Annotated in this window: 22 protein-coding genes; 12 read left to right on the forward strand and 10 right to left on the reverse strand. The window is 70.0% G+C overall.

Annotated features, from left to right (window positions below):
* Positions 1-48: 48 nt before the first annotated feature.
* The 3 genes from ACLBWX_RS06530 to secG all read right to left on the reverse strand — a co-directional run bounded on the left by ACLBWX_RS06530 (position 49) and on the right by secG (position 2,770).
* A complete protein-coding gene (locus ACLBWX_RS06530) occupies positions 49-447 on the reverse strand; it encodes a DUF350 domain-containing protein (protein WP_447676254.1) in 399 nt (132 codons plus the stop codon).
* A gap of 19 nt (positions 448-466) precedes the next feature.
* On the reverse strand, positions 467-2,095 hold the full coding sequence (locus tag ACLBWX_RS06535) for a CTP synthase (RefSeq protein WP_447676255.1): 1,629 nt from the start codon (positions 2,093-2,095) through the stop codon (positions 467-469).
* Between the two features lie 246 nt (positions 2,096-2,341).
* Positions 2,342-2,770, reverse strand: coding sequence for a preprotein translocase subunit SecG (gene secG / locus ACLBWX_RS06540; protein ID WP_056476208.1), 429 nt, complete (start codon positions 2,768-2,770; stop codon positions 2,342-2,344).
* 577 nt (positions 2,771-3,347) lie between these two features.
* Here secG and ACLBWX_RS06545 point away from each other — a divergent pair.
* Positions 3,348-3,800: a nuclear transport factor 2 family protein gene (locus ACLBWX_RS06545; RefSeq protein WP_447676256.1), complete on the forward strand. Its 453-nt coding sequence runs from the start codon at positions 3,348-3,350 to the stop codon at positions 3,798-3,800.
* A gap of 18 nt (positions 3,801-3,818) precedes the next feature.
* Here the strand turns inward: ACLBWX_RS06545 and ACLBWX_RS06550 are convergent, their stop codons facing one another.
* The gene (locus ACLBWX_RS06550; RefSeq protein ID WP_447676257.1) at positions 3,819-4,577 is read right to left on the reverse strand and encodes a GNAT family N-acetyltransferase; all 759 of its coding nucleotides are present in this window, start codon (positions 4,575-4,577) and stop codon (positions 3,819-3,821) included.
* A 79-nt stretch (positions 4,578-4,656) separates the two neighbouring features.
* Positions 4,657-5,421, reverse strand: coding sequence for a triose-phosphate isomerase (gene tpiA / locus ACLBWX_RS06555; protein WP_447676258.1), 765 nt, complete (start codon positions 5,419-5,421; stop codon positions 4,657-4,659).
* Between the two features lie 176 nt (positions 5,422-5,597).
* Between tpiA and ACLBWX_RS06560 the strand changes: the two genes are divergently transcribed.
* The 7 genes from ACLBWX_RS06560 (at position 5,598) to ACLBWX_RS06590 (ending at position 13,454) form a co-directional block, all read left to right on the forward strand.
* Positions 5,598-7,502 (forward strand): peptidyl-prolyl cis-trans isomerase, encoded by a 1,905-nt coding sequence (locus tag ACLBWX_RS06560; protein ID WP_447676259.1) that lies wholly within the window; start codon positions 5,598-5,600, stop codon positions 7,500-7,502.
* Between the two features lie 7 nt (positions 7,503-7,509).
* Entirely contained in the window at positions 7,510-9,063 is a 1,554-nt protein-coding gene (trpE, locus tag ACLBWX_RS06565) for an anthranilate synthase component I (RefSeq protein WP_447676260.1), read from the forward strand.
* Between the two features lie 76 nt (positions 9,064-9,139).
* On the forward strand, positions 9,140-9,754 hold the full coding sequence (locus tag ACLBWX_RS06570) for an anthranilate synthase component II (protein ID WP_447676261.1): 615 nt from the start codon (positions 9,140-9,142) through the stop codon (positions 9,752-9,754).
* A 64-nt stretch (positions 9,755-9,818) separates the two neighbouring features.
* On the forward strand, positions 9,819-10,844 hold the full coding sequence (gene trpD, locus ACLBWX_RS06575) for an anthranilate phosphoribosyltransferase (protein WP_447676262.1): 1,026 nt from the start codon (positions 9,819-9,821) through the stop codon (positions 10,842-10,844).
* 9 nt (positions 10,845-10,853) lie between these two features.
* A complete protein-coding gene (gene trpC, locus ACLBWX_RS06580; RefSeq protein ID WP_447676263.1) occupies positions 10,854-11,705 on the forward strand; it encodes an indole-3-glycerol phosphate synthase TrpC in 852 nt (283 codons plus the stop codon).
* 7 nt (positions 11,706-11,712) lie between these two features.
* Positions 11,713-12,198: a cyclic pyranopterin monophosphate synthase MoaC gene (gene moaC, locus ACLBWX_RS06585; protein WP_447676264.1), complete on the forward strand. Its 486-nt coding sequence runs from the start codon at positions 11,713-11,715 to the stop codon at positions 12,196-12,198.
* Between the two features lie 35 nt (positions 12,199-12,233).
* Positions 12,234-13,454: a molybdopterin molybdotransferase MoeA gene (locus tag ACLBWX_RS06590; RefSeq protein ID WP_447676317.1), complete on the forward strand. Its 1,221-nt coding sequence runs from the start codon at positions 12,234-12,236 to the stop codon at positions 13,452-13,454.
* A gap of 13 nt (positions 13,455-13,467) precedes the next feature.
* Here ACLBWX_RS06590 and ACLBWX_RS06595 read toward each other — a convergent pair whose 3' ends face one another.
* The 3 genes from ACLBWX_RS06595 to ACLBWX_RS06605 all read right to left on the reverse strand — a co-directional run bounded on the left by ACLBWX_RS06595 (position 13,468) and on the right by ACLBWX_RS06605 (position 16,218).
* Complete coding sequence (locus tag ACLBWX_RS06595) at positions 13,468-13,602, reverse strand: hypothetical protein (protein WP_447676265.1); 135 nt, start codon at positions 13,600-13,602, stop codon at positions 13,468-13,470.
* A gap of 81 nt (positions 13,603-13,683) precedes the next feature.
* A complete protein-coding gene (locus ACLBWX_RS06600; protein WP_447676266.1) occupies positions 13,684-14,844 on the reverse strand; it encodes a hypothetical protein in 1,161 nt (386 codons plus the stop codon).
* A gap of 3 nt (positions 14,845-14,847) precedes the next feature.
* Positions 14,848-16,218: an RsmB/NOP family class I SAM-dependent RNA methyltransferase gene (locus ACLBWX_RS06605; protein WP_447676267.1), complete on the reverse strand. Its 1,371-nt coding sequence runs from the start codon at positions 16,216-16,218 to the stop codon at positions 14,848-14,850.
* An 84-nt stretch (positions 16,219-16,302) separates the two neighbouring features.
* Here ACLBWX_RS06605 and ACLBWX_RS06610 point away from each other — a divergent pair, with 84 nt between their 5' ends.
* Both ACLBWX_RS06610 and ACLBWX_RS06615 read left to right on the forward strand, forming a co-directional pair.
* A complete protein-coding gene (locus ACLBWX_RS06610; protein ID WP_447676268.1) occupies positions 16,303-16,530 on the forward strand; it encodes a DUF1674 domain-containing protein in 228 nt (75 codons plus the stop codon).
* 76 nt (positions 16,531-16,606) lie between these two features.
* Entirely contained in the window at positions 16,607-16,915 is a 309-nt protein-coding gene (locus ACLBWX_RS06615) for a cupin domain-containing protein (protein WP_447676269.1), read from the forward strand.
* A gap of 7 nt (positions 16,916-16,922) precedes the next feature.
* On the opposite strand, the gene ACLBWX_RS06620 is transcribed toward ACLBWX_RS06615, so the two are convergent.
* Complete coding sequence (locus ACLBWX_RS06620; RefSeq protein WP_447676270.1) at positions 16,923-17,102, reverse strand: hypothetical protein; 180 nt, start codon at positions 17,100-17,102, stop codon at positions 16,923-16,925.
* Positions 17,103-17,170: 68 nt separating this feature from the next.
* Entirely contained in the window at positions 17,171-18,214 is a 1,044-nt protein-coding gene (locus ACLBWX_RS06625) for a double zinc ribbon domain-containing protein (RefSeq protein ID WP_447676271.1), read from the reverse strand.
* Positions 18,215-18,400: 186 nt separating this feature from the next.
* On the opposite strand from ACLBWX_RS06625, the gene ACLBWX_RS06630 reads away from it, so the two are divergent.
* Both ACLBWX_RS06630 and ACLBWX_RS06635 read left to right on the forward strand, forming a co-directional pair.
* A complete protein-coding gene (locus ACLBWX_RS06630; protein WP_447676272.1) occupies positions 18,401-18,769 on the forward strand; it encodes a DUF4440 domain-containing protein in 369 nt (122 codons plus the stop codon).
* A gap of 406 nt (positions 18,770-19,175) precedes the next feature.
* Positions 19,176-20,180 carry an SDR family oxidoreductase gene (locus ACLBWX_RS06635; protein WP_447676273.1) on the forward strand — a complete coding sequence of 335 codons (1,005 nt, stop codon included), beginning with the start codon at positions 19,176-19,178 and terminating at the stop codon, positions 20,178-20,180.
* Positions 20,181-20,185 lie beyond the last annotated feature (5 nt).

Here is a 20,185-nt window from a genome sequence, read left to right on the forward strand (position 1 = left end):
GCTTGACCGCCGGAAAGGGATTTGCCGGAACGGATCTTCGAAACCGGTTCAGTAGGTCATCGCCGCCGCATCGAGGATCCCGGCCGCGAGCGAGTTCGCCGCGAGCAGGGTCGCGGCCGCGGTCTCGCCGGCCTCGATGCGCCGGGACAGGTCCGGCAGGAGAAGGCGCGTCGCGAGATAGACCGTGACCTGCACGATGAGCGCCACCAGCCCCCAGACGATGCAATCGAGAATCGATTGCGCGTTGTGGATCGAGACGGCGAGCGGCAGCGTGTAGCCCACCAGGCTGCCGCCGAGCGCGAGCGCCGCCGCGAGATTGTTCCGGCGGATCAGCGCGATCTCGCGGTGCCCCGTCGCCTGGAGATAGACGCCGAGGTAGAGCGCGACCAGACCGAGGGCGACCGCCAGATAGGCCAGGAAAGGCCCCAGCCCCGCGATCGACGTCATGCGGAGCGCCTCCGGGGCATCAGACCAGACGGCTCTGCACGATGGCGGCGCCGATGAAGCTCTCGAACAACGGGTGCGGCTCGAAGGGGCGAGACTTCAGCTCGGGATGGAACTGCACGCCGATGAACCAGGGATGCCCGACATGCTCCACGGTCTCCGGCAGGAGTCCGTCCGGCGAAAGGCCCGAGAATCGCAGACCCTTCGCCTCCAGGCGCTCGCGATAGGCCATGTTGACCTCGTAGCGATGGCGGTGACGCTCGGAGATGGCGGTGGTGCCGTAGATCTCGGCGATCTTCGAATCCGGGCGCAAACTGGCCTGATAGGCTCCGAGACGCATGGTGCCGCCGAGGTCGCCGGCCGCGGCGCGGCGCTCGAGCTCGTTGCCCTTCAGCCACTCGGTCAGGAGGCCGACCACCGGCTCGGTCGTCTCGCCGAACTCGGTCGAGTTGGCGTCCGTGACGCCTGCCAGCGCACGGGCCGCCTCGATCACGGCCATCTGCATGCCGAAGCAGATGCCGAAATACGGGATCTTGCGTTCGCGGGCGTAGCGGGCGGCGCGGATCTTCCCCTCGGCGCCGCGCTGGCCGAACCCGCCCGGCACGAGGATGCCGTGGATGCCCTCCAGGAACGGCGCGGGATCCTCGCGCTCGAACACCTCGGCCTCGATCCATTCGAGGTTGACCTTGACCCGATGGGCGATGCCGCCGTGGGTCAGCGCCTCGGTCAGCGACTTGTAGGCGTCCTTGAGCCCCGTGTACTTGCCCACGATGGCGATGGAGACCTCGCCTTCGGGGTTCTTCACCCGCTCGGAGATGGTGCGCCAACGCGACAGGTCGGGCTCGTCCTGCGAGGGCAGGCCGAAATGCGCCAGCACCTCGCGGTCGAGTCCGGCCTCGCGATAGGAGAGCGGCACGTCGTAGATCGAGGCCACGTCGCGCGCCTCGATCACCGCGGTCTCGCGCACGTTGCAGAACAGGCCGAGCTTGCGCCGCTCGTCGTTGGGGATCGGCCGGTCGCAGCGGCAGAGCAGCAGGTCGGGCTGGATGCCGATGGAGCGCAGCTCCTTCACGGAGTGCTGCGTCGGCTTGGTCTTCAACTCGCCGGCGGACGGAATGTAGGGCAGCAGGGTCAGGTGCACGAAGGCGGTGGCGCCGCGCGGCAGTTCCTGCCCGAGCTGCCGGATCGCCTCGAAGAACGGCAGGCCCTCGATGTCGCCGACGGTGCCGCCGATCTCCACCAGCACGAAGTCGAAGGCCTCGTTGCCTTCGAGGACGAAGTCCTTGATCGCGTTGGTGACGTGCGGGATCACCTGGATCGTCGCGCCGAGATAGTCCCCGCGCCGTTCCTTGGTGATGATGTCGAGGTAGATCCGCCCGGTGGTGATGTTGTCGGCCCGGGTCGCGGCGAGCCCGGTGAAGCGCTCGTAATGCCCGAGGTCGAGATCAGTCTCGGCGCCGTCGTCCGTGACGAAGACCTCGCCGTGCTGCGTCGGGCTCATCGTGCCCGGATCGACGTTCAGGTAGGGATCGAGCTTGCGCAGCCGGACCTTGTAACCGCGCGCCTGCAGCAGGGCAGCGAGCGCCGCCGATGCGAGACCCTTGCCGAGCGAGGAAACCACGCCGCCGGTGATGAATACGTACCGCGTCATGGGCCTCGGTCCATAAACAAGGGAAGACGATTCGCCAAACAACAAAAACGCCTGTCCCCCGCGATGCGAGCGCAAGCGCGGCGAGGACGTCGTTGCATCGGCATTTCAACGATGATCGGCGTCCAATCCCTTGGACGCCGCATTCCTCGACGACCTGTCCGCTCGGTCGACCCCGATGGATCCCGCGAGCCCGTCGCCGCTACGCCTTCGCCGGGACAGGCGCCCGACGTGCCCAGGCGCGCGTGATCAGCGCGACTGCGGTGCCTGCGGAACGGCCGGCTGGGCCGGCGCGGTCTCGGGCACCTGGGCAGGAGTACCGGGCTGAGCCGGCGTGCCGGGCTGGCCGCCGCTCTGGCCCCGGAGGGTGTCGAGCAGGTTGCCGGCATTCGGCTGCGTCGCCGGCTGGCTGGTCCCGGTGCCTTCCAGGATCGAACGCGGCGCGGCACTCCGATGGGACAGGATCGCCAGCGCCATGCTGGTTGTGAAGAACAGCGCGGCGAGGATGGCGGTCGCCCGCGTCAGGGCGTTGGCCTGGCCGCGACCGGTCATGAACCCCGCGACGCCACCGCTGCCGCCGCCCCCGAGGCCGAGGCCTCCCTCGGAGCGCTGGAGCAGGACCACGGCGATGAGGCCGAGGACGACGATGAGATGGATCGAGATCAGAACGGTCTGCATCGGGTTTCCGGAAGATTCATCGACCGCATGCCCGTTCCGGAGTGATGGAACAGGTACGGGTGCACCACGGGCCGGAGAGTCCTGGCACCGCCGACATATCCGCGGGGCCATACACCAGATGGCCCCGCGCGCCAACTGGACCGATGCGCCGGCCAGGGCGTCGCATTCCGGTCCTTCGCATTCCGGTCGACGCGGCATGGCTTCACTTCGATGGCTTCCCTGCGATCGATCCGGCTCCGTCGTTCCGCGTCCGCGCAGCGAAGCCCGGAATCCAGAGCCGTGACGCGCGCTCGACCCGGCAGCGGGATCGGCGGCTCCGGCTTCCGGGCTCGCCCCTGGCGAACCGGAACGACGCGGTGGGGGGACAAAGCCGCGGTGCCTCCCGGAAGGGATCCTCCGCCCGGAATCAGGGTTCGGGGACCCGTGCGCCACAGGAACGCCGGATGGTCCGAAAATCCGAGGACGAGCACGGTCCCCATCGGGGCGCGACGGGTTTATGGTGGCACCAGATCGAAGCGCGAGACGCCCTGCTCCCAAACGGCGTGGCGTCGAAGCCCACATGTGGAAGGCGAGCGTCTTGACCAAGCCCCGTTCATCCGTCCTCGGAGCCCTGCTCGGCTTCGTCCTCGCTGTCGCGTGTCTCGTCGCGCTCCCGGTCCGGGCCGCGGGTCCCGAGGGGGACGTCGAGGCGGCGGTCGATGCCCTCACGCGGGCCATGCTGGCCGCGGATGGGACGGCCCTGGAGGCGCTGGTCCTCGATGGTCTGAGCTACGGCCATTCGAGCGGGGCGGTGCAGGACAAGGCCGCCTTCGTGGAGGCGTTGACCAGCCGGCGCTCCCAATTCCCCACGATCACGCTGACGAACCGCAGCGCCTCCGTCGTCGGGGACGATGCGGTGGTCCGGCACGTCTTCGACGGAGAAACCGTCGCGAACGGCAAGACCGTGCCCGTGCATGTCGGCGTGCTTCAGGTCTGGCATCGAGAGGGCGGTCGCTGGCGGCTGCTGGCCCGCCAAGCCTTCAAGCTCTGAGAGGCATCGCGGGGAGGCTCAATCTCGGCGCCGATAGCGATAGCCGTAGAGGCCGCGGGAAAACCCGAGCCCGGCATAAAGGGCACGGGCCGGCGCGTTCCCGGCGACCACCTGCAGGCAGGCTCCGGTCGCTCCCCGACCCCGCGCCCATGCCATCAGGGCCAGGATCAGGCTGCGCGCGTGTCCCGCCCGGCGATGGGCCGGGTGGGTCGCGACGGATTCGAAGACGAGGATTCCCCGGTGCACCGAGCCGTAGGCAACGGCGACCGTGACGTCCGCTTCGATTCGCCGGACGAAGAGGCGCGGCAGGATGAGGCACGCGAGCGAGGCGCTGTAGCTCTCCGAGGCCGCCTCCGACACCACCCCCTCGCAGGCCGCCCGCGCCGTCAGCCACGCCGCGTCCGGGGCCGCGGAGACTCGGACCTCCCCGAAGGAGCAGGTCTCACGCGTAGCGAGCTCCGCGTAGAGCGTGCACGTCTCGCCTTCCCGGCGGTACCCGAGATCGTCGAGGAGGAGATCCATCTCCGGCACGAGATCGGGCACCCGGACGATCAGGGGCTGTCCGAGGCCGCGGTAGACGGTCTCGGCCTCCGCGACGACGACGGCGGGATCGTCGCGCCACCCGCGCAGGGGATTGAGCGAGTTCGTCCGCCGCGTCGGGCCGCCGGACGCCCGCAGCATCCAGCCGCCGAGGGCGATCTCGAGCGGCGAAGGCCGGGCGTTGCGGCAGGCCTCCTCGACAGCCCAGGCGAGGTCCTCGTCCGATCGCCGGGTCATCTCAGCCGTCGGGTCATCGACGTGGCCTCGCCCGCGCCACCCCGAAGAACCCGCGCGCGCGAAGCGTCCTGAAGGCCGTTCAACGCAGGTAGGCGCGGGCGATGCCGAGGAAATCGTCGGCGACGAGGCTGGCGCCGCCCACCAGCGCACCGTCGACGTTCTCCACGGCCATCAACTCGCGGGCGTTGCTCGGCTTCACCGAGCCGCCGTAGAGGATTCGCACCGCCTGCGCCTCGGCGCCGATGAGCTGCCCCAGCATCTCGCGAAGCGAGGCGTGAACCTCGGCGATGTCGGCCGGGGTCGGGGTCAGGCCGGTACCGATCGCCCAGACCGGCTCGTACGCGATGACCGTGTCCTTCGCCGTGGCCCCCTTCGGCACACCGATCGCGAGCTGCGCGCGTACGATGTCGAGGGTCCGGCCCTCCTCGCGCTCCTCCTTGGTCTCGCCGACGCAGATGATGCCGCAGAGGCCGGCGCGGCGGGCGGCGAGCGCCTTGGCGTGGACGCCGTCATCGGTCTCGTGATGGTAGGCCCGGCGCTCGGAATGGCCGACGATGACGTAGGAGGCGCCGAGATCCGACAGCATCTCGGCCGAGATGCTGCCCGTGAAGGCGCCGTTCGGCTTGGCGTGCAGGTTCTGGCCGCCGATGGCGATGGGCGAGCCGTAGGTGGCGGCGACGCAGGAGGCGATCAGCGTGGAGGGCGGGCAGATCAGGACGTCGACCGTCTCGAGGAGGTCGGCGGTCAAGCCATTGCGGACGGCCTCGACCACGGCAACCGAGCTGCGCAGCCCGTTCATCTTCCAGTTGCCGGCCACCAGCGGCCGTCGCCCCGACTTCGTCATCCCATTCCTCGCTGATATGGCTTCGCTTCGCGGTTGTGCCGGCCCTAACAGAGCCTAATAGGCGGCGCAAACCGCGAACGCCCTTTGCGGTGACAGCCCGGATGGTCTATCGCGAGCGACTTTCCCAGGAATGACGGGCGCTCCCGGCGCCCACCCGACGGGTACGCGGACGTCCGATGCTGCAGAACATGCGCAAGGCCAGCCAGCACTGGCTCGGCAAGATCATTCTCACGGTGGTCTTCACCTTCCTGATCGCCGGCGTGGCGATCTTCGGCGTCGAGGAGTTCTTCCGCGCGGGCTCGTCCACCAGCGTGGCCACCGTCGGCCGGGCGCAGATCTCCGCGGAGACCGTGCGCAGCGCCTACCAGAACCAGCTCCAGCGCTACCAGAGCCAGACCCGCCGCACCCTGACGCCGGATCAGGCCCGCGCCCTCGGCATCGACCGGCAGGTCCTGGCGCAGCTGGTCAGCGAGGCTTCCCTCGATCAGCAGACCGCCGCCCTCGGCCTGAGCATCCCCGACGCGGCGGTGCTGCGGGCGATCCAGGAGGAGAAGAGCTTCCAGGGCGCGGACGGCAAGTTCGATCCCGCCCTCTTCTACCAGACCCTTCAGCGCGCCGGCATCAACGAAGCCACCTTCGTGCGCGAGCAGCGGGCCGTCGCCGCCCGCCTCCAGCTCGCCGAGGCGGTCGCGGCCGACCTGCACGTCCCGGAGGCCCTGCGCGAGGCGGTGCACCGCTATACCACCGAGCGCCGGTCGGTCGCCCTGATGATGCTGCCGCCCTCCGTGGCCGGCGACGTCCCGGCCCCTTCGGAAGACGCGGTCAGGGCGTATTACGAGGAGAACAAATCCGCGTTCCGCGCGCCGGAAGCGCGCGCCGTCACCCTGCTGGTCCTCGACCCGCAGGCGATGGCCAAGCCGGAGGCCGTGACCGCCGAGGACATCGCCAAGCGCTACGATTCCGAGAAGAGCCGCTACGGCACGCCCGAGCGCCGCACGATCCAGCAGATCGTCTTCCCGGATCAGGCCGCCGCCGAGGCGGCCCGCAAGGCGGTCGAGTCCGGCGAGAAGCCGTTCGAGGCGGTGGCCGCCGAGACCGGCGCCGATCCGAAGAACCTCTCCCTCGGCACCCTGTCGAAGGCCGAGCTGTTCGATCCCGCCGTGGCGGACACCGCCTTCGGCCTGCCGGTGAACACGGTCAGCACTCCGGTGAAGGGCCGCTTCGGCACCGTCCTGCTGCGCGTCACGGCCATCGAACCGGAGACGGTCAAGCCGCTGGCCGTCGTTTCGGCCGACATCGCCAAGGCCATCGCCCTGGAGCGCGCCGGCAGCGGGATCGATGCGGCGCACGACGCGATCGAGGAGCAACGCGCGAACTCGAAACCCCTGGCCGACATCGCGAAGGAGCGCGACCTGCCTCTGCGGACCATTCCGGCCGTCAGCGCGCAGGGTCTCGATCCCGCGGGGAGGACCGTCGAGGGCATCCCGGATCGCGACACCACCGTGACGGCCCTGTTCCGGGCCGAGATGGGCGGCGACAACGAGCCCCTGCGCACGAAGACCGGCGGCTACGTCTGGTACGACGTGACGAGCATCGACCGCGCCCACGACAAGCCCCTGGACGAAGTCCGCGACGAGGTCGTCACGCGCTGGCGCGCGGCCGAGGTCCAGAGCCGGCTCCTCGCGAAGGCCAAGGACTTGTCGGCGCGCCTCGACAAGGGCGAGACCGTCGAGGCGGTCGCGTCGGACACCGGCCTGAACGTCCAGACCCTGACCGATCTGGCCCGCAACCAGGCGCAGGGCGACCTGACGGCCGAGGTGGTCAACCGCGTCTTCGCGACGGCCGTCGACAAGTCGGCCTCGGCCGAGGCCGGCGAGAGCCGCGCCCTGTTCAAGGTCACCGCCGCATCGATGCCGGCCTTCGTGCCCGGTTCGCCGGAGGACGAGGCGATCACCAAGCGATTCCAGCCGACCATCGCCGACGACGTCCTCGGCGAGTACATCGGCGATGTGCAGACCTCCGTGGGCGTGACCGTCAACCAGGCGGCCTTCCGTCGGGCGATCGGCGGCGGCGAGTACTGAACCGGCGATGACCCGCGAGTCGGAATTCCGAGAATCAGCCTTCCAGGACCAGGCCTTCCCGGCCTTCGCGGACGCCTACGCTGCGGGTCGTCCGACCCTTCTCAACATGACTCTGGTGGCGGATCTCGAGACCCCGGTCGCCGCCTTCCTGAAGCTGCGGGCGCAGCATGCCGGCACGGCCTTCCTCCTCGAATCCGTCGAGGGCGGCGTGGTGCGCGGGCGCTACTCGATGATCGGCCTCGACCCCGACCTGGCCTGGCGCTGCCGCGACGGGCGACCGGAGATCGCGCGGGGTCCCGACCTGTCCGCGTTCACGCCCGAGGACGCCGCACCCCTGGCGAGCCTGCGCGCCCTGATCGCCGAGAGCGCCATCGGGGCCGGCGCCGACGCCGACGTGCTGCCGCCGATGGCGGCCGGCCTGTTCGGCTATCTCGGCTACGACATGGTCCGCGCCATGGAAACGCTGGGCACGCCCAATCCCGATCCCATCGGGGTGCCCGACGCGATCCTGGTGCGCCCGCGCGTCATGGTGGTCTTCGATTCGGTGCGCGATCTGATCACGGTGGTCGGCCCGGTGCGTCCGGCGCCCGGGATCGGCGCCCGCGCAGCCTACGAGGCGACGCTGGCACGGCTCGAGCGCGTGGCGGAAATCCTCGAAGGCCCCCTCCCCGTCGAGGCCCGCATCGACCCGCGGGCGATCGCGCATCCCGAGCCGGTCTCGAACACCACGCCGGACGCGTACCTGGCGATGGTGGCCCGGGCCAAGGAGTACATCGTCGCGGGCGACGTCTTCCAGGTGGTGCTGTCCCAGCGCTTCGAAGCCCCCTTCACGCTGCCGGCCCTGGCCCTCTATCGCTCGCTTCGGCGGACCAACCCGGCCCCGTTCCTGTGCTACCTCGACTTCGAGGATTTCCAGCTCGTCTGCTCCTCGCCGGAGATCCTGGTGCGCGTGCGGGACGGGCGCGTCACCATCCGGCCGATCGCCGGAACGCGCCGGCGCGGGGCCGACCCGGCCGAGGACAAGGCCCTGGCGGAGGAACTGCTCGCCGATCCGAAGGAGCGCTCGGAGCACCTCATGCTGCTCGATCTCGGCCGCAACGACGTCGGCCGCGTCGCGCGCATCGGCAGCGTCACGGTGACGGGCTCGTTCTTCCTCGAGTTCTACAGCCAGGTCATGCACATCGTCTCGAACGTCGAGGGCGACCTCGACCCGAAGCACGATACCCTGGCGGCGCTGGCCGCCGGGTTCCCGGCCGGCACGGTCTCGGGCGCGCCCAAGGTGCGGGCCATGGAGATCATCGACGAGCTGGAGCGCGAGAAGCGGGGTCCCTACGGCGGCTGCATCGGCTATTTCGGAGCGCGCGGCGAGATGGACACCTGCATCGTCCTGCGCACCGCGCTCGTGAAGGACGGCCGCATGCACGTCCAGGCCGGCGCCGGGATCGTCTACGATTCCGACCCCGCCTCCGAACAGCAGGAATGCGTCAACAAGGCCAAGGCGCTGTTCCGCGCGGCGGAGGACGCGGTGCTGTTCGCGAGCCGCGCGCGGCGGGGGCAGTAACGCGACGGCGCCGGGATGTGTTGACCCCCCGGAGGAGTCCGGTCAAACCGCTCCCATGCCCGCGCGTGAGCCGCCCATGTCCGACGTCCTCGTCATCGACAACTACGATTCCTTCACGTGGAACCTCGTCCACCTGATCGGCCCGCTCTGCGGCACCATCGCTGTGGTGCGCAACGACGAGATCGGCACCGAGGAGATCCGGGCGCGCCGGCCCGACGCCGTGGTGCTGTCGCCCGGTCCCTGCTCGCCGAACGAGGCCGGCATCTGCCTCGACGTCGTCAGGGATCTCTCGGCCGAGATCCCGATCTTCGGGGTCTGCCTCGGCCTGCAGGCCATCGGGCAGGCCTTCGGCGGCGACGTCGTGCGCGCGCCGACGCCCATGCACGGCAAGGTCTCCAGCATCCAGCACCGGGCCTCGGGCATCTTTCGCGGCCTCAATGGCCCCTTCGATGCGACCCGCTACCATTCCCTCGTGGTGGAGCGCGACGGCTGTCCGACCGACCTGAGCGTGACGGCGGAAGCCGACGGCCTGATCATGGGGCTGCAGCACGCGCACCTGCCCGTGCACGGCGTGCAGTTCCATCCCGAGAGCATCCTCTCGCACCATGGATCGCAGATCCTGCGGAATTTCCTGGACATCGCGGCGGCGTGGAACGCGGCGCGTGACAAGGCGCGCCACGGCGTGCATTGACGGGACAGGTCACCCCTCAGGAATAATCCCGGTCCTTCGCACCGGATCCGCGCGCCCGAGTGTCATGGAATCCTTCAAGCCCCTCCTCGCGAAGGTCGCCACGGGTGCGAGCCTCACGCGCGACGAGGCCCGCCGGGCCTTCGACGACCTGCTCTCGGGCGACGTCACGCCGGTCCAGGCCAGCGCCTTTCTGATCGCCCTGAAGGTCCGCGGCGAGGCGCCGGACGAGATCGTCGGCGCCGTCGAGGCGATGCGGGCGCGGATGCTGCCGGTCCGCAGCGTGCCCGGTGCGGTCGACGTGGTCGGCACCGGCGGCGACCATTCGGGCAGCTACAACGTCTCGACCCTGGCGGCGATCATCACGGCGGCGTGCGGCGTGCCCGTGGCCAAGCACGGCAACCGGGCCGCCACCTCTCGCTCGGGGGCGGCCGACGTGTTGGCGGCTCTCGGCGTGCGCATCGGGCTCTCTCCCGACGCGCTGAGCCTCTGCCTGGCGGAGGCGGGCCTGTGCTTCATGTTCGCGCAGACGCACCACGCCGCCATGCGTCACGTGGCACCGGTGCGGGCCGAACTGCCGACGCGCACGATCTTCAACATGCTCGGCCCCCTGGCCAACCCGGCCGGCGTGCGCCGCCAGCTCTTCGGGGTGTCGTCCGCGGCCTGGGCGGAGCCGCTGACCGAGGTGCTGGCCCAGCTCGGCAGCGACCGGGTCTGGACGGTGCACGGCAGCGACGGCCTGGACGAGATCACCGTCACGGGTCCCACCGCCGTCGTGGCGCTGGAGGGCGGCCGCGTCTCGCGCTTCACCATCGACCCGCGCGAGGTCGGGCTGCCGCTGCACGGCCTCGATGCCCTGCGCGGCGGCGATCCGGCCCACAACGCCGCCGCCCTCGGACAGGTCCTCGACGGCGCGCGAAACGCCTATCGCGACATCGCGGTGCTGAATGCCGGTGCCGCCTTGGTCGTCGCGGAGGCCGCGCAGTCCCTCGCCGAAGGCGTCGCGCGGGCCGGCGAAGCCCTCGACAGCGGCGCCGCGCGCGCCACCCTAGACACGCTGGTCCGCCTCTCAAATCTTCGCGCGAACGCTTGAAAGCCCGTCATGTCCGAGCCTAAGCCCGGGTCCGTCTCCGAGATCCCTTCCACGGAGCGGAAGGATGTGCTCGCGCGCATCGAGACCTACAAGCGGCGCGAGATCGCGGAGGCGAAGCTGCGCGTTCCGCAGACCAAGCTCGAGAAGCGCATCGCGGACGTCTCGGCCCCGCGCGGTTTCGCCGACGCCATCGCGGCGCATATCGCCCGAAAGCGGCCGGCGCTGATCGCCGAGGTGAAGAAGGCGTCTCCGTCGAAGGGCTTGATCCGGGCCGATTTCGACCCGGCGGTCCTCGCCGCCGCCTATGAGGCCGGCGGGGCCACGTGCCTGTCGGTCCTCACCGACGCGCCCTCGTTCCAGGGCAAGCCCGAGTATCTGACCGAGGCGCGCGCCGCCTGCTCCCTGCCCGTCCTGCGCAAGGACTTCCTGTTCGAGCCCTATCAGGTGTTCGAGGCGCGGGCCTGGGGCGCCGATTGCATCCTCGTCATCATGGCCTGCCTCGACGACGAGGAGGCTGCCGCCCTGGTCGAGACCGCGCACGACCTCGGCATGGACGTTCTGGTCGAAGTGCATGATTCCGACGAACTGGCGCGGGCCATCCCGCTCGGCACCCGGCTCGTGGGCATCAACAACCGCAACCTGAAGACCTTCGAGGTCTCGTTCGAAACGGCGATCCGGCTTGCCGAGGGTGTGCCGGCCGATCGGATCGCCGTGGCCGAGAGCGGCATCGCCGGACATGCCGACGTGGTCCGCCTCGCCGAGAGCGGTCTCGACACCGTCCTGGTCGGCGAGAGTCTGATGCGCGAGGCCGACGTGACCGCCGCCACCCGCCGCCTGCTCTTCGGCGACGCGAAGGCCTGAGGAGCCCATGGCCGAACTCACGCATCTCGACGCCTCCGGCGCGGCCAACATGGTCGATGTCTCGGAGAAGGACGCCACCACCCGGACGGCGCGCGCGACCGGCTCGGTGATCATGCTGCCCGAGACCCTGCGGCTGATCCGGGAAGGCGATGCCAAGAAGGGCGACGTCATTGGCACGGCGCGGCTCGCCGGCATCATGGCGGCGAAGCGAACCCACGAGCTCATTCCCCTCTGTCACCCCCTCCTGCTCTCGAAGGTTCGCGTGGATTGCGAGCCCGATGACCGGCTGCCGGGCCTGCGGGTGACGGCGGAGGTGAAGGTGCTCGGGCCGACCGGGGTCGAGATGGAGGCGCTGACGGCCGTCTCGGTGGCCTGCCTGACGATCTACGACATGGTGAAGGCAGCCGATCGCGGCATGCGCATCGAGGGTATCCGCCTGCTGGCCAAGGATGGCGGGCGCTCCGGCGACTACCGCGCCGAGGACCAGGCTTGAACGACGCGCCCTCGAAGGGGAAGGGCACCGGGGGCATGATCCCGGTCGCCGAGGCGCTGTCGCGGGTCCTCGCGGCGATCCCGGGTCCGGTCGAGGCGGAAACCGTCCCGATCGCGCAGGCGGCCGGGCGCACGCTCGCGGCGGATGTGCTGGCGACCCGCACGCAGCCGCCCTTCCCGGCCTCGGCCATGGACGGTTACGCCGTCCGCAGCGCCGACCTCGCCGACGCGCCCGCGACGCTGCGGCTCATCGGCACCAGTTCGGCCGGTCACGGCTTCGCCGGTTCGGTGAGACGCGGCGAAGCCGTACGGATCTTCACCGGCGCGCCCGTGCCGGAGGGCGCCGACGCGATCCTGATCCAGGAGAATGCCGAGGCGACGCCGGAGACCGTCACCGCACGGGAGCCGGTGCTCCGCGGGCGCTTCGTCCGCCCGAGCGGACTCGATTTCCGAACGGACGACCGGCTGGTCGCCGCCGGCGACGGCCTGGATCCCCGTCGTATCGCCCTCGCGGCGGCGGGCGGGCACGGCACGCTGTCGGTCCGGAGGCGCCCGCGCGTGGCGATCCTCGCCACCGGGGACGAACTCGTCGCGCCCGGAGACCCGGCGCGGTGGGATCAGATCGTCGCCTCGAACGGGCTTGCCGTGGCGGCCCTGGTCCGCGAGGCCGGCGCCGAAGCGATCGATCTCGGAATCGCAGGCGACACGCTGGCCGCCCTCGACGATGCGATCCTTCGCGCCGTGGCGGCCGACGCCGATCTCCTGATCACGCTGGGGGGTGCGTCCGTCGGCGACCACGACCTCGTGCAATCGGCGCTGAGGACCCGTGGCCTGGAGCTCGGCTTCTGGCGCGTCGCCCTGCGCCCCGGGAAGCCCTTGATGCATGGCCGCCTCGGGCGCATGGCGGTCCTCGGACTCCCAGGCAATCCCGTCGCCTCGGTCGTCTGCGGGCTGCTCTTCGTCGTCCCGGCGATCCGTGCACTCTTGGGCGATCCGCGTGCCGCCGCGGACCTGTCCGAACCGGCCGTCCTCGGCCGGGATCTCGCCGCGAACGACGTGCGCCAGGATTACCTCCGGTCGCGGATCGAGACAGACCCCGATCGGGTTCCGGTGGTCCATCCCGAGAATCGTCAGGATTCCTCGATGCTCTTCGTCCTGGGGTCGGCCGAGGCCCTGCTGATCCGCGCTCCGCATGCGCCGGCCGCCAAGGCCGGCGACCCCTGCCGTATCCTGCGGCTCGACCGGCGCCTTCTCTGAGCGTCGGAGCGGATCAGACGAGATAGAGCGTGGTCGCGGCCCGAAAGACCCGCGGACAATGCACGGCGTCGATCCAGGCCCGTGCCTGATCGAGACTGATGCTGCGGGCGTCGGCGATGTCCTGCAGGGTCATCCAGCGTGACGACATGGTGCGCTCCCTCGTGATTGACGAGGCAACGGAGCGAGGCTCCGTTTTGTTTCCCCGATCCGTTGGATGCGGCCGGGGCGCTCAGCGCAGATACGTGACGCTGTAGAGTGTGCGGCGCAGGGCTTCCTCGTCGACCCAGACCCGGCCGTTTTCACAGGCCTCGCGCATGCCCGGCCGCATGCGGGCGCAATATTCGCCGGTGTTGTCCTGCACCCGGTACTCGCAGCGCCCGCCGACCCTTCGCCGGCCGATGACCGGACTGGCATGATCGGCGTGGATGTCCGGATCCTTGGGATCACGGTCCTCCAGCAGGTACCAGCTGTAGCCGATGGTCGGCACGCGGCCATGGTCGAGGGCGTAATCGATCATCGACAAGATACGGCCGATCGCACGCGAACTCGGCGGCGTGCCGGAATCACGCATTTCGACGAACTCGGCCTGATTGGCCGCGATCCGGTAGGACACCGGCAGCAGCGGCACCGGCAGGGGCACGCGCCGGCACCGCGCCTCCACATGGGCGATCCAGCCCGCATTGAAGGTGTCCGTCAGCGGGTGGCGCAGATGCGCAACCGTCCCGGCGAGGCTGCGAAAGCACATCCGTTGCGGCGCAAGGCGGCTGCGGTAGCGCAGGCGCTTCAGAACCGGAGTGACGTAGCGGTAGCCATCGTTGGAGGGCAGGTCGCGGTCCTCGCACAGCCCGCCGATATTGTAGAGGAGCGCGGCCGTGTCCTCCTCGCCGCCCTCGATCTTGTCGAAGTACGGCAGCAGCTTCGGATTGCCGATGTTGGACATCTCGGCGGCATTGCGGCTCCAGGCGATGTCGGCCCGCCACCGCGGATGCGCCTCCAGGTGTTCGCGAAGGGCCGGGATCGTCGTCAGGCGCTCCGGGTCGGCGAAGTAGTACTTCGTCGCGACGTCTAGGGGTGCGACTTGGCGTCCCAGTCGGTGCGAGATCATATCGGCGGTGGCGTAGGCAAAACAGATCGCGCTCTCGCCCTGGTTCAGGGGCATCTCGCGCGGTGACGGCGACAGGGCGACGTCGCGGGTTCCTTCGTGCACTTCGAAGGGGATGCTGGTCTCGACGGGCGCGCAGGTGGAATTGCGCGCATAGGTCGGGTGCAGCGGCAGGATGCGGCCATCGAACTGCGCCCGGGCGACCGTGGGACCGGCGACGAGCGATGCCAGCAATGCGGCGGTGGCGGTCGCGTTGCGAAGGACCTGTCCAGGCCACGGCGGCCCCATCGATCAGTCCCTCCGGCGAAGGCGGCTCGCGAAGAACCCGTCCAGGCCACCGCGCAGATCCGGCGTCGCGCCGTTGAGGTGTGCGGGCAGCGTTCGCAGATCCCCCGCGGCGTCGATCGGGTCCGACAACCCGCCGAGCTCCGCGGCCTCGATGGGCACGCGCTCGAAGTTCGGGTTGCGATTGAGGAAGGTCGCCACCTGATACTCGCCCTCCTCGCGCTCGAGGGAGCAGGTGCAGTAGACGAGGCGCCCGCCGGGCCGCACCAGGGCGGCGGCCTTGTCGAACAACCGCTTCTGCAGCCCGATCAGGCGACTGATGTCGCTGTCCGTCTTCGTCCAGGCCACGTCGGGGTGGCGTCGCAGGGTGCCGGTGGCCGAGCACGGCGCATCGAGGAGGACGGCGTCGAAGGTCAGGTCGTCAGGCAGCGCCAGGGCGTCGCCGACGCGGATCTCCGCCTCCAGACCGAGTCGGGCGAAGTTCTGCGAAAGGCGTTCGAGGCGCGGGCTCGACCGGTCCACGGCCAGCACCGAGGCACCGGTGGCGGCGAGCTGCGCGGTCTTGCCGCCGGGGGCGGCACAGAGGTCGGCGACGCGCTCGCCGGGACGGACGGAAAGAAGTCGGGCCGGCAGCGCGGCGGCGGCGTCCTGCACCCACCACTGGCCTTCGGCGTAGCCCGGCAGATCGGCGACGGAGGCGTGAACGTCGTGCAGGCGCACGCTCCCCGTCGGCAAGGCCACACCGCCAAGACGTTCCGCCCACGCATCGGCCGATCCTCGGACGGTGATGTCGAGGGCCGCGCCCTGAAGGTGGGCGGTCGCGATGGCGCGGGCGGTGTCCTCGCCATAGGCGGCCCGCCAGCGGCGCGCGAGCCACTCCGGCGTGTTGTCCGACAAGGGGTCGCCCGGATCGGCCACGATCTCGGCGCGCTCGCGCACGATCCGGCGGAGCACCGCGTTGACGAGACCGGAGAGGTGCTGGAGCTGCGGATCGGCCTTCGCGAGGCGCACGCCGAGGTCGACGGCAGCGTGGTCGGGAACGTTGAGGTCGAGGATCTGCACGGCACCGGTCGCCAGGAGCGCCACGAGGCGCGGCTGGTCCCCGGGAAGTCCCTGCGACATCCGCGCAGCGAGCACCCGGTGCAGAAAGCCGAGGCGACGGAAGCTGGCTGTGGCGATGGCGCGGGCGAGGCCCGCATCGGCGGCGTCCAGTCCGGCGTTTCGGCTCGCCTGAGCGAGGGCATCCTCCAGGGCGAAGCCGCGGGTCTTGCCGATGAGGTCGGCCACCACGCCGTGGGCGACCTGCCGGGCGGCCAAGCCCGCGACGCTGCGGTCGATCGGCGCCGTCGGCCCATCCGTGTTGCGGCGTATCGCCATGAATGCCACTTCCTAACCCAGGAGCCCGTTCGCGACGGGCCGATCTCCGATTGCCCTTCCACTCGACACACCGAGATGCAAGCCATGACCACCACGGAACCGATGGAAATCCTCGCCGACGAGGCGCCGACCGAGCGCCGGGCGCTGACACCGGAGGCTGTCCGGGCGCTGGCGGAGGCCGCGGAGCGGCGCGCGGAGATCGACGCGCATGCGGCCGGAATTGCGCAGAAGCGGGAGCGCCAGGGCCGGGGCGGCCTGGAGCCGGTGCGCTACGACGACTGGGAGATCAAGGGCATCGCCGTCGACTTCTGAGGACGCTTCGCCGCCGGAACGGGGTCGGTCCCCTCCCGTTGTCCCGGCCGGGACTCCACCGGGAAGGACGACGGCGATGGTCATCAAGGTTTCGAGCCGGAACGCGAACGAGGGCGCTCACGGCGAGATCGCCCTGGCGCGCGGCCAGACGGTCGCGATGCGGATGTGGCGCGACGAAGCGCCCAATACCGATAAGCCCATGTCCAGAAGCCCCTACGACACGGTGGGCTACGTGGTCGCCGGCAGGGCCGAATTGGTCCTCGAAGGCGAGACGGTCCTCCTCGAACCCGGCGATTCCTGGCTCGTGCCCGAGGGGGCCGAGCACACCTACCGCATCCTCGAGTCCTTCACCGCGATCGAAGCGACGGCGCCTCCGGCGCGTTGATGCGGCGCTACCGTCCCTGTGCCGGCTTGATCGAGCCCGTGAGCGCCGGCTCGACGAGGGCGGACGCGAAGGTGCTCTGGTCCTTTCGGTCGACGATGGTGGCCGAATAGAGGGATCCGGCCGCCAGAAGCCCAACCGCGAGTATCGCCTTCACGGTGATCCAGAGCCGGCTGAAGGCTGCGCGCATGATCCATTCCCGAGGTTGCGCCCAGGGTGCTTCCATCGGGTTAGGGTCGGCTTAACGACGCGAGACGTTCAGGCGGGTCCCGCGGCCGGGGTTCCGCAGGCGTAGCAGAAGCGTTCGAAGGTGCTCTTGCGGTGCGTGCAGGCCGGGCAGCGCTCGAACACACCGATCCCACAATGCGGGCAGAAGTTCGCCTCCGGATTGATGAGGTCGACCGGCCTTTCGCACCCGGGACAGACTTTCTTGGCGAGCCGGAGCAGGGCCTGGTCGGTCGCGATCTCCGTCCGGCGCTCCTCGTTCGGTCGTGCCTCGGCGGCCTTCTGGCGCTCGTTGTAGGCATGCAGGGCGTTGATCGCCGAACGACCGACGACAAGGGTCAGGATCACCCCGACGCCGTACTGCACGTAACCGCCGTAGCTCGGCAGGTAGGGCACGAGTTCGACGAAGAACGCGAAGGCGGCCGCGAAGGCGAAGCCCCAGACGAAGGGCCAGTTGCGCGTGTGGCGCCGCTTCAGAAGCAGCCAACCGGCCAGGGCCAGCAGCGGCAGCGTGAGGGCGAGGCGATAGCCGAAGACACGCAGTTCCTGCTCGCTTTCGGCGGCGTTGAGTTTCGCCTGAGCCGCTTCACGCAGGGTGCTTTCGATCCGCTCCTGGGCCTCCTCCCGCTCGACGAGGCCGAGCTGGGTGCTCGCCCGCTCCTCGAGGCGCTCCTCGATGGTGCGTTCCGCACTCTTCAGGGTATCGAGCTGCTGCGTGCGCGCGATCAGGCCTGGATCCTGGTCGACCCGCTGGGTGGCATCGCGGGTCTTCAGCCAATTGGCGAAGGTCTCCTGCGCAGCCTCGGAGGCGGAACGCGCGGCCGCGAGGGCAAGCTGGTCCTGCTCCGTCCGGCGCCGGCTGTCCGCCTGCTCGCGGCGGATCTGCCGCAAGGCTTCGGCGGCCGGCCGCGCCTGCTCCGCGTCGAGGAACTGATCGACGCTGTAGCGGTGCTCGACCTGCGGCAGATCACCGACGACGAGGGACCCGAGGCCGATCAGGAACCAGGCGAAGAGGATCGCGACGAGCCAGAGCAGGAAAGTGAACCAGCGTTCGGAAAGTCTGCGACCGGCTGCCATGTCAGGGACCTTGTTCGGCGACGACGCGCGCATTCGTCCGTGCGTCCCGCCTGCCTAGCAGAGACCGACACCTCCGGGCGTCCTGTATTCGGCCGGGCGAGGAGAAAATGCCGCTGCCTCGGTCAAGGGAACGAACCGATCGCAAGGGGCGTCATCCTTCGAACCTGAGAATTCGAGGAGTTGACCATGGACGATGATCGCGTTTGGTCGTTCGAGAAGAGCTTGTGGACCGGAGATGCGGACCATTATCGCGAATTGGTCGACGACGAATGCCTGATGGTTCTGCCGACGCCCCCCTTCGTACTGAGCGGGACGCAGGCCATCGAAGCCGTTGCTGCGACGCCGCGCTGGTCGAACATCGAGATCTCCCACGGCCAGATCGCGCGTCCGCAGGAGGGACTCATCGTCATCGCCTACAAAGCCAGGGCATCGCGCGACGACGAATCTTACGAAGCCGACTGCACCTCGACGTACCGGCGTGTCTCCCACGAGGTCTGGCGCGTCGTACAGCACCAGCAGACACCGCCCCTCGCCGTCTCGGCCGTCAACGATTGATCGGCACGGGCGTCGGATCCCCGATGGAAGTCGAGGCGGGACGGCAGCATGCCGCGGGTGGGTGCGAGGACGGCCTGAACGCCTCTCGGCGTGCGAGGCCGGGCGACGAGTTCGTCGTCCCGCCGCTGCACGAACTCCTCCGTTCTCTCGACCGGAAGGGCGCCACGCCCCGACTGGCCCTCCGACAGCGCGGCATCGTCGGAGCGGTGTCGATGCCGAAGAAGCCTAACGCCGACACGAGCGCGCTCGTCCGTTGCGCCCGGTCCTCGGCGGCAGGTCGCCGGCGCGGGTCGCCGACGCTTCGGGCGACATTCCCGCAAGCGGCTCTCACGGACGCAACGGGCGGCTCCTCCGCGCGTCGTTTCCTCCACTGGCAGACAGACCAACTCGAACGGGAGACGCGCGCATGAGACATAAGTCCCTGCGGGATCAGGTCATCGTCATCACCGGCGCCTCCAGTGGAATCGGGCTGGCGACGGCGCGGATGGCGGCCCGGCGAGGCGCCCGGGTCGTGTTGGCGGCGCGCAGCACCGACGTGCTCGCCCGCGTGGCCGGCGAGATCGAGGCCGAGGGAGGGCGTGCCGTCCATGTCACGGCGGATGTCGGCCGGCGCGCGGACGTGCAGGCGATCGCCGACGAGGCGCGGGCAAGCTTCGGCGGCTTCGACACCTGGGTCAACGTCGCGGGCCTGACCGTCTACGGCCCCTTGAGCGAGATCGAATTCGACGACCACGAACGCCTGATCCAGACCAACCTCTGGGGCACGGTGTACGGCTCCCTGGTCGCGGTCGAGCACCTGAGGCGGCACGGAGGCGCGCTGATCAACGTCGGCAGCGTCGCCTCCGACCTCGCCTTCCCCTTCCAGGGCCTCTACGCGACCTCCAAGCACGCGGTGAAGGGCTTCACCGATACCCTGCGCATGGAGCTGATCGCCGAGGGTGCGCCGGTCTCCGTCACCCTGGTCAAGCCGGCCTCCGTCGACACCCCGCTGCCGAACCGGGCGCGCAACTACATGGACCGCGAGCCGACGCTGCCGCCGCCGATCTACCCGCCGTCCGAGGTCGCCAACGCCATCCTGCACGCCGCCGTGCATCCGCAGCGGGACATCTTCGTGGGCGGCGGCGGGAAGTTGTTCGTGATGGGCAAGGAGTTCGTGCCCGGCGCCTACGACGAACTCGCCCCTGCGATCATCGCGCTGCAGAAGCGTGGGGAATCGCCGCGCAATCCCGCGGGCGCATTGCATGCCCCTGTCCAGGCGGGCGCGGAGCGCGGCGATCCGCCGATCTACGTCATGCGCACGAGCGCCTATACCCGCGCCACCCTCCATCCCCTGACGACCCTGGCGATCGCCACAGGCCTCGCGACGGCCGCCGCCCTGGTCCTCGGACGGCGAGCGAAGCGCCCGCTCTGACGTTG

It is taken from the genome of Methylobacterium sp. M6A4_1b (assembly GCF_053345175.1).

What these genes read in the sequence shown, in the direction of transcription:
- ACLBWX_RS06530 (WP_447676254.1), bottom strand. Translation starts at nt 447, where the DNA reads ATGACGTCGATCGCGGGGCTGGGGCCTTTCCTGGCCTATCTGGCGGTC.
- ACLBWX_RS06535 (WP_447676255.1), bottom strand. Translation starts at nt 2,095, where the DNA reads ATGACGCGGTACGTATTCATCACCGGCGGCGTGGTTTCCTCGCTCGGC.
- secG (WP_056476208.1), bottom strand. Translation starts at nt 2,770, where the DNA reads ATGCAGACCGTTCTGATCTCGATCCATCTCATCGTCGTCCTCGGCCTC.
- ACLBWX_RS06550 (WP_447676257.1), bottom strand. Translation starts at nt 4,577, where the DNA reads ATGACCCGGCGATCGGACGAGGACCTCGCCTGGGCTGTCGAGGAGGCC.
- tpiA (WP_447676258.1), bottom strand. Translation starts at nt 5,421, where the DNA reads ATGACGAAGTCGGGGCGACGGCCGCTGGTGGCCGGCAACTGGAAGATG.
- ACLBWX_RS06560 (WP_447676259.1), top strand. Translation starts at nt 5,598, where the DNA reads ATGCTGCAGAACATGCGCAAGGCCAGCCAGCACTGGCTCGGCAAGATC.
- trpE (WP_447676260.1), top strand. Translation starts at nt 7,510, where the DNA reads ATGACCCGCGAGTCGGAATTCCGAGAATCAGCCTTCCAGGACCAGGCC.
- ACLBWX_RS06570 (WP_447676261.1), top strand. Translation starts at nt 9,140, where the DNA reads ATGTCCGACGTCCTCGTCATCGACAACTACGATTCCTTCACGTGGAAC.
- trpD (WP_447676262.1), top strand. Translation starts at nt 9,819, where the DNA reads ATGGAATCCTTCAAGCCCCTCCTCGCGAAGGTCGCCACGGGTGCGAGC.
- trpC (WP_447676263.1), top strand. Translation starts at nt 10,854, where the DNA reads ATGTCCGAGCCTAAGCCCGGGTCCGTCTCCGAGATCCCTTCCACGGAG.
- moaC (WP_447676264.1), top strand. Translation starts at nt 11,713, where the DNA reads ATGGCCGAACTCACGCATCTCGACGCCTCCGGCGCGGCCAACATGGTC.
- ACLBWX_RS06590 (WP_447676317.1), top strand. Translation starts at nt 12,234, where the DNA reads ATGATCCCGGTCGCCGAGGCGCTGTCGCGGGTCCTCGCGGCGATCCCG.
- ACLBWX_RS06595 (WP_447676265.1), bottom strand. Translation starts at nt 13,602, where the DNA reads ATGTCGTCACGCTGGATGACCCTGCAGGACATCGCCGACGCCCGCAGC.
- ACLBWX_RS06600 (WP_447676266.1), bottom strand. Translation starts at nt 14,844, where the DNA reads ATGGGGCCGCCGTGGCCTGGACAGGTCCTTCGCAACGCGACCGCCACC.
- ACLBWX_RS06605 (WP_447676267.1), bottom strand. Translation starts at nt 16,218, where the DNA reads ATGGCGATACGCCGCAACACGGATGGGCCGACGGCGCCGATCGACCGC.
- ACLBWX_RS06610 (WP_447676268.1), top strand. Translation starts at nt 16,303, where the DNA reads ATGACCACCACGGAACCGATGGAAATCCTCGCCGACGAGGCGCCGACC.
- ACLBWX_RS06615 (WP_447676269.1), top strand. Translation starts at nt 16,607, where the DNA reads ATGGTCATCAAGGTTTCGAGCCGGAACGCGAACGAGGGCGCTCACGGC.
- ACLBWX_RS06620 (WP_447676270.1), bottom strand. Translation starts at nt 17,102, where the DNA reads ATGCGCGCAGCCTTCAGCCGGCTCTGGATCACCGTGAAGGCGATACTC.
- ACLBWX_RS06625 (WP_447676271.1), bottom strand. Translation starts at nt 18,214, where the DNA reads ATGGCAGCCGGTCGCAGACTTTCCGAACGCTGGTTCACTTTCCTGCTC.
- ACLBWX_RS06630 (WP_447676272.1), top strand. Translation starts at nt 18,401, where the DNA reads ATGGACGATGATCGCGTTTGGTCGTTCGAGAAGAGCTTGTGGACCGGA.
- ACLBWX_RS06635 (WP_447676273.1), top strand. Translation starts at nt 19,176, where the DNA reads ATGAGACATAAGTCCCTGCGGGATCAGGTCATCGTCATCACCGGCGCC.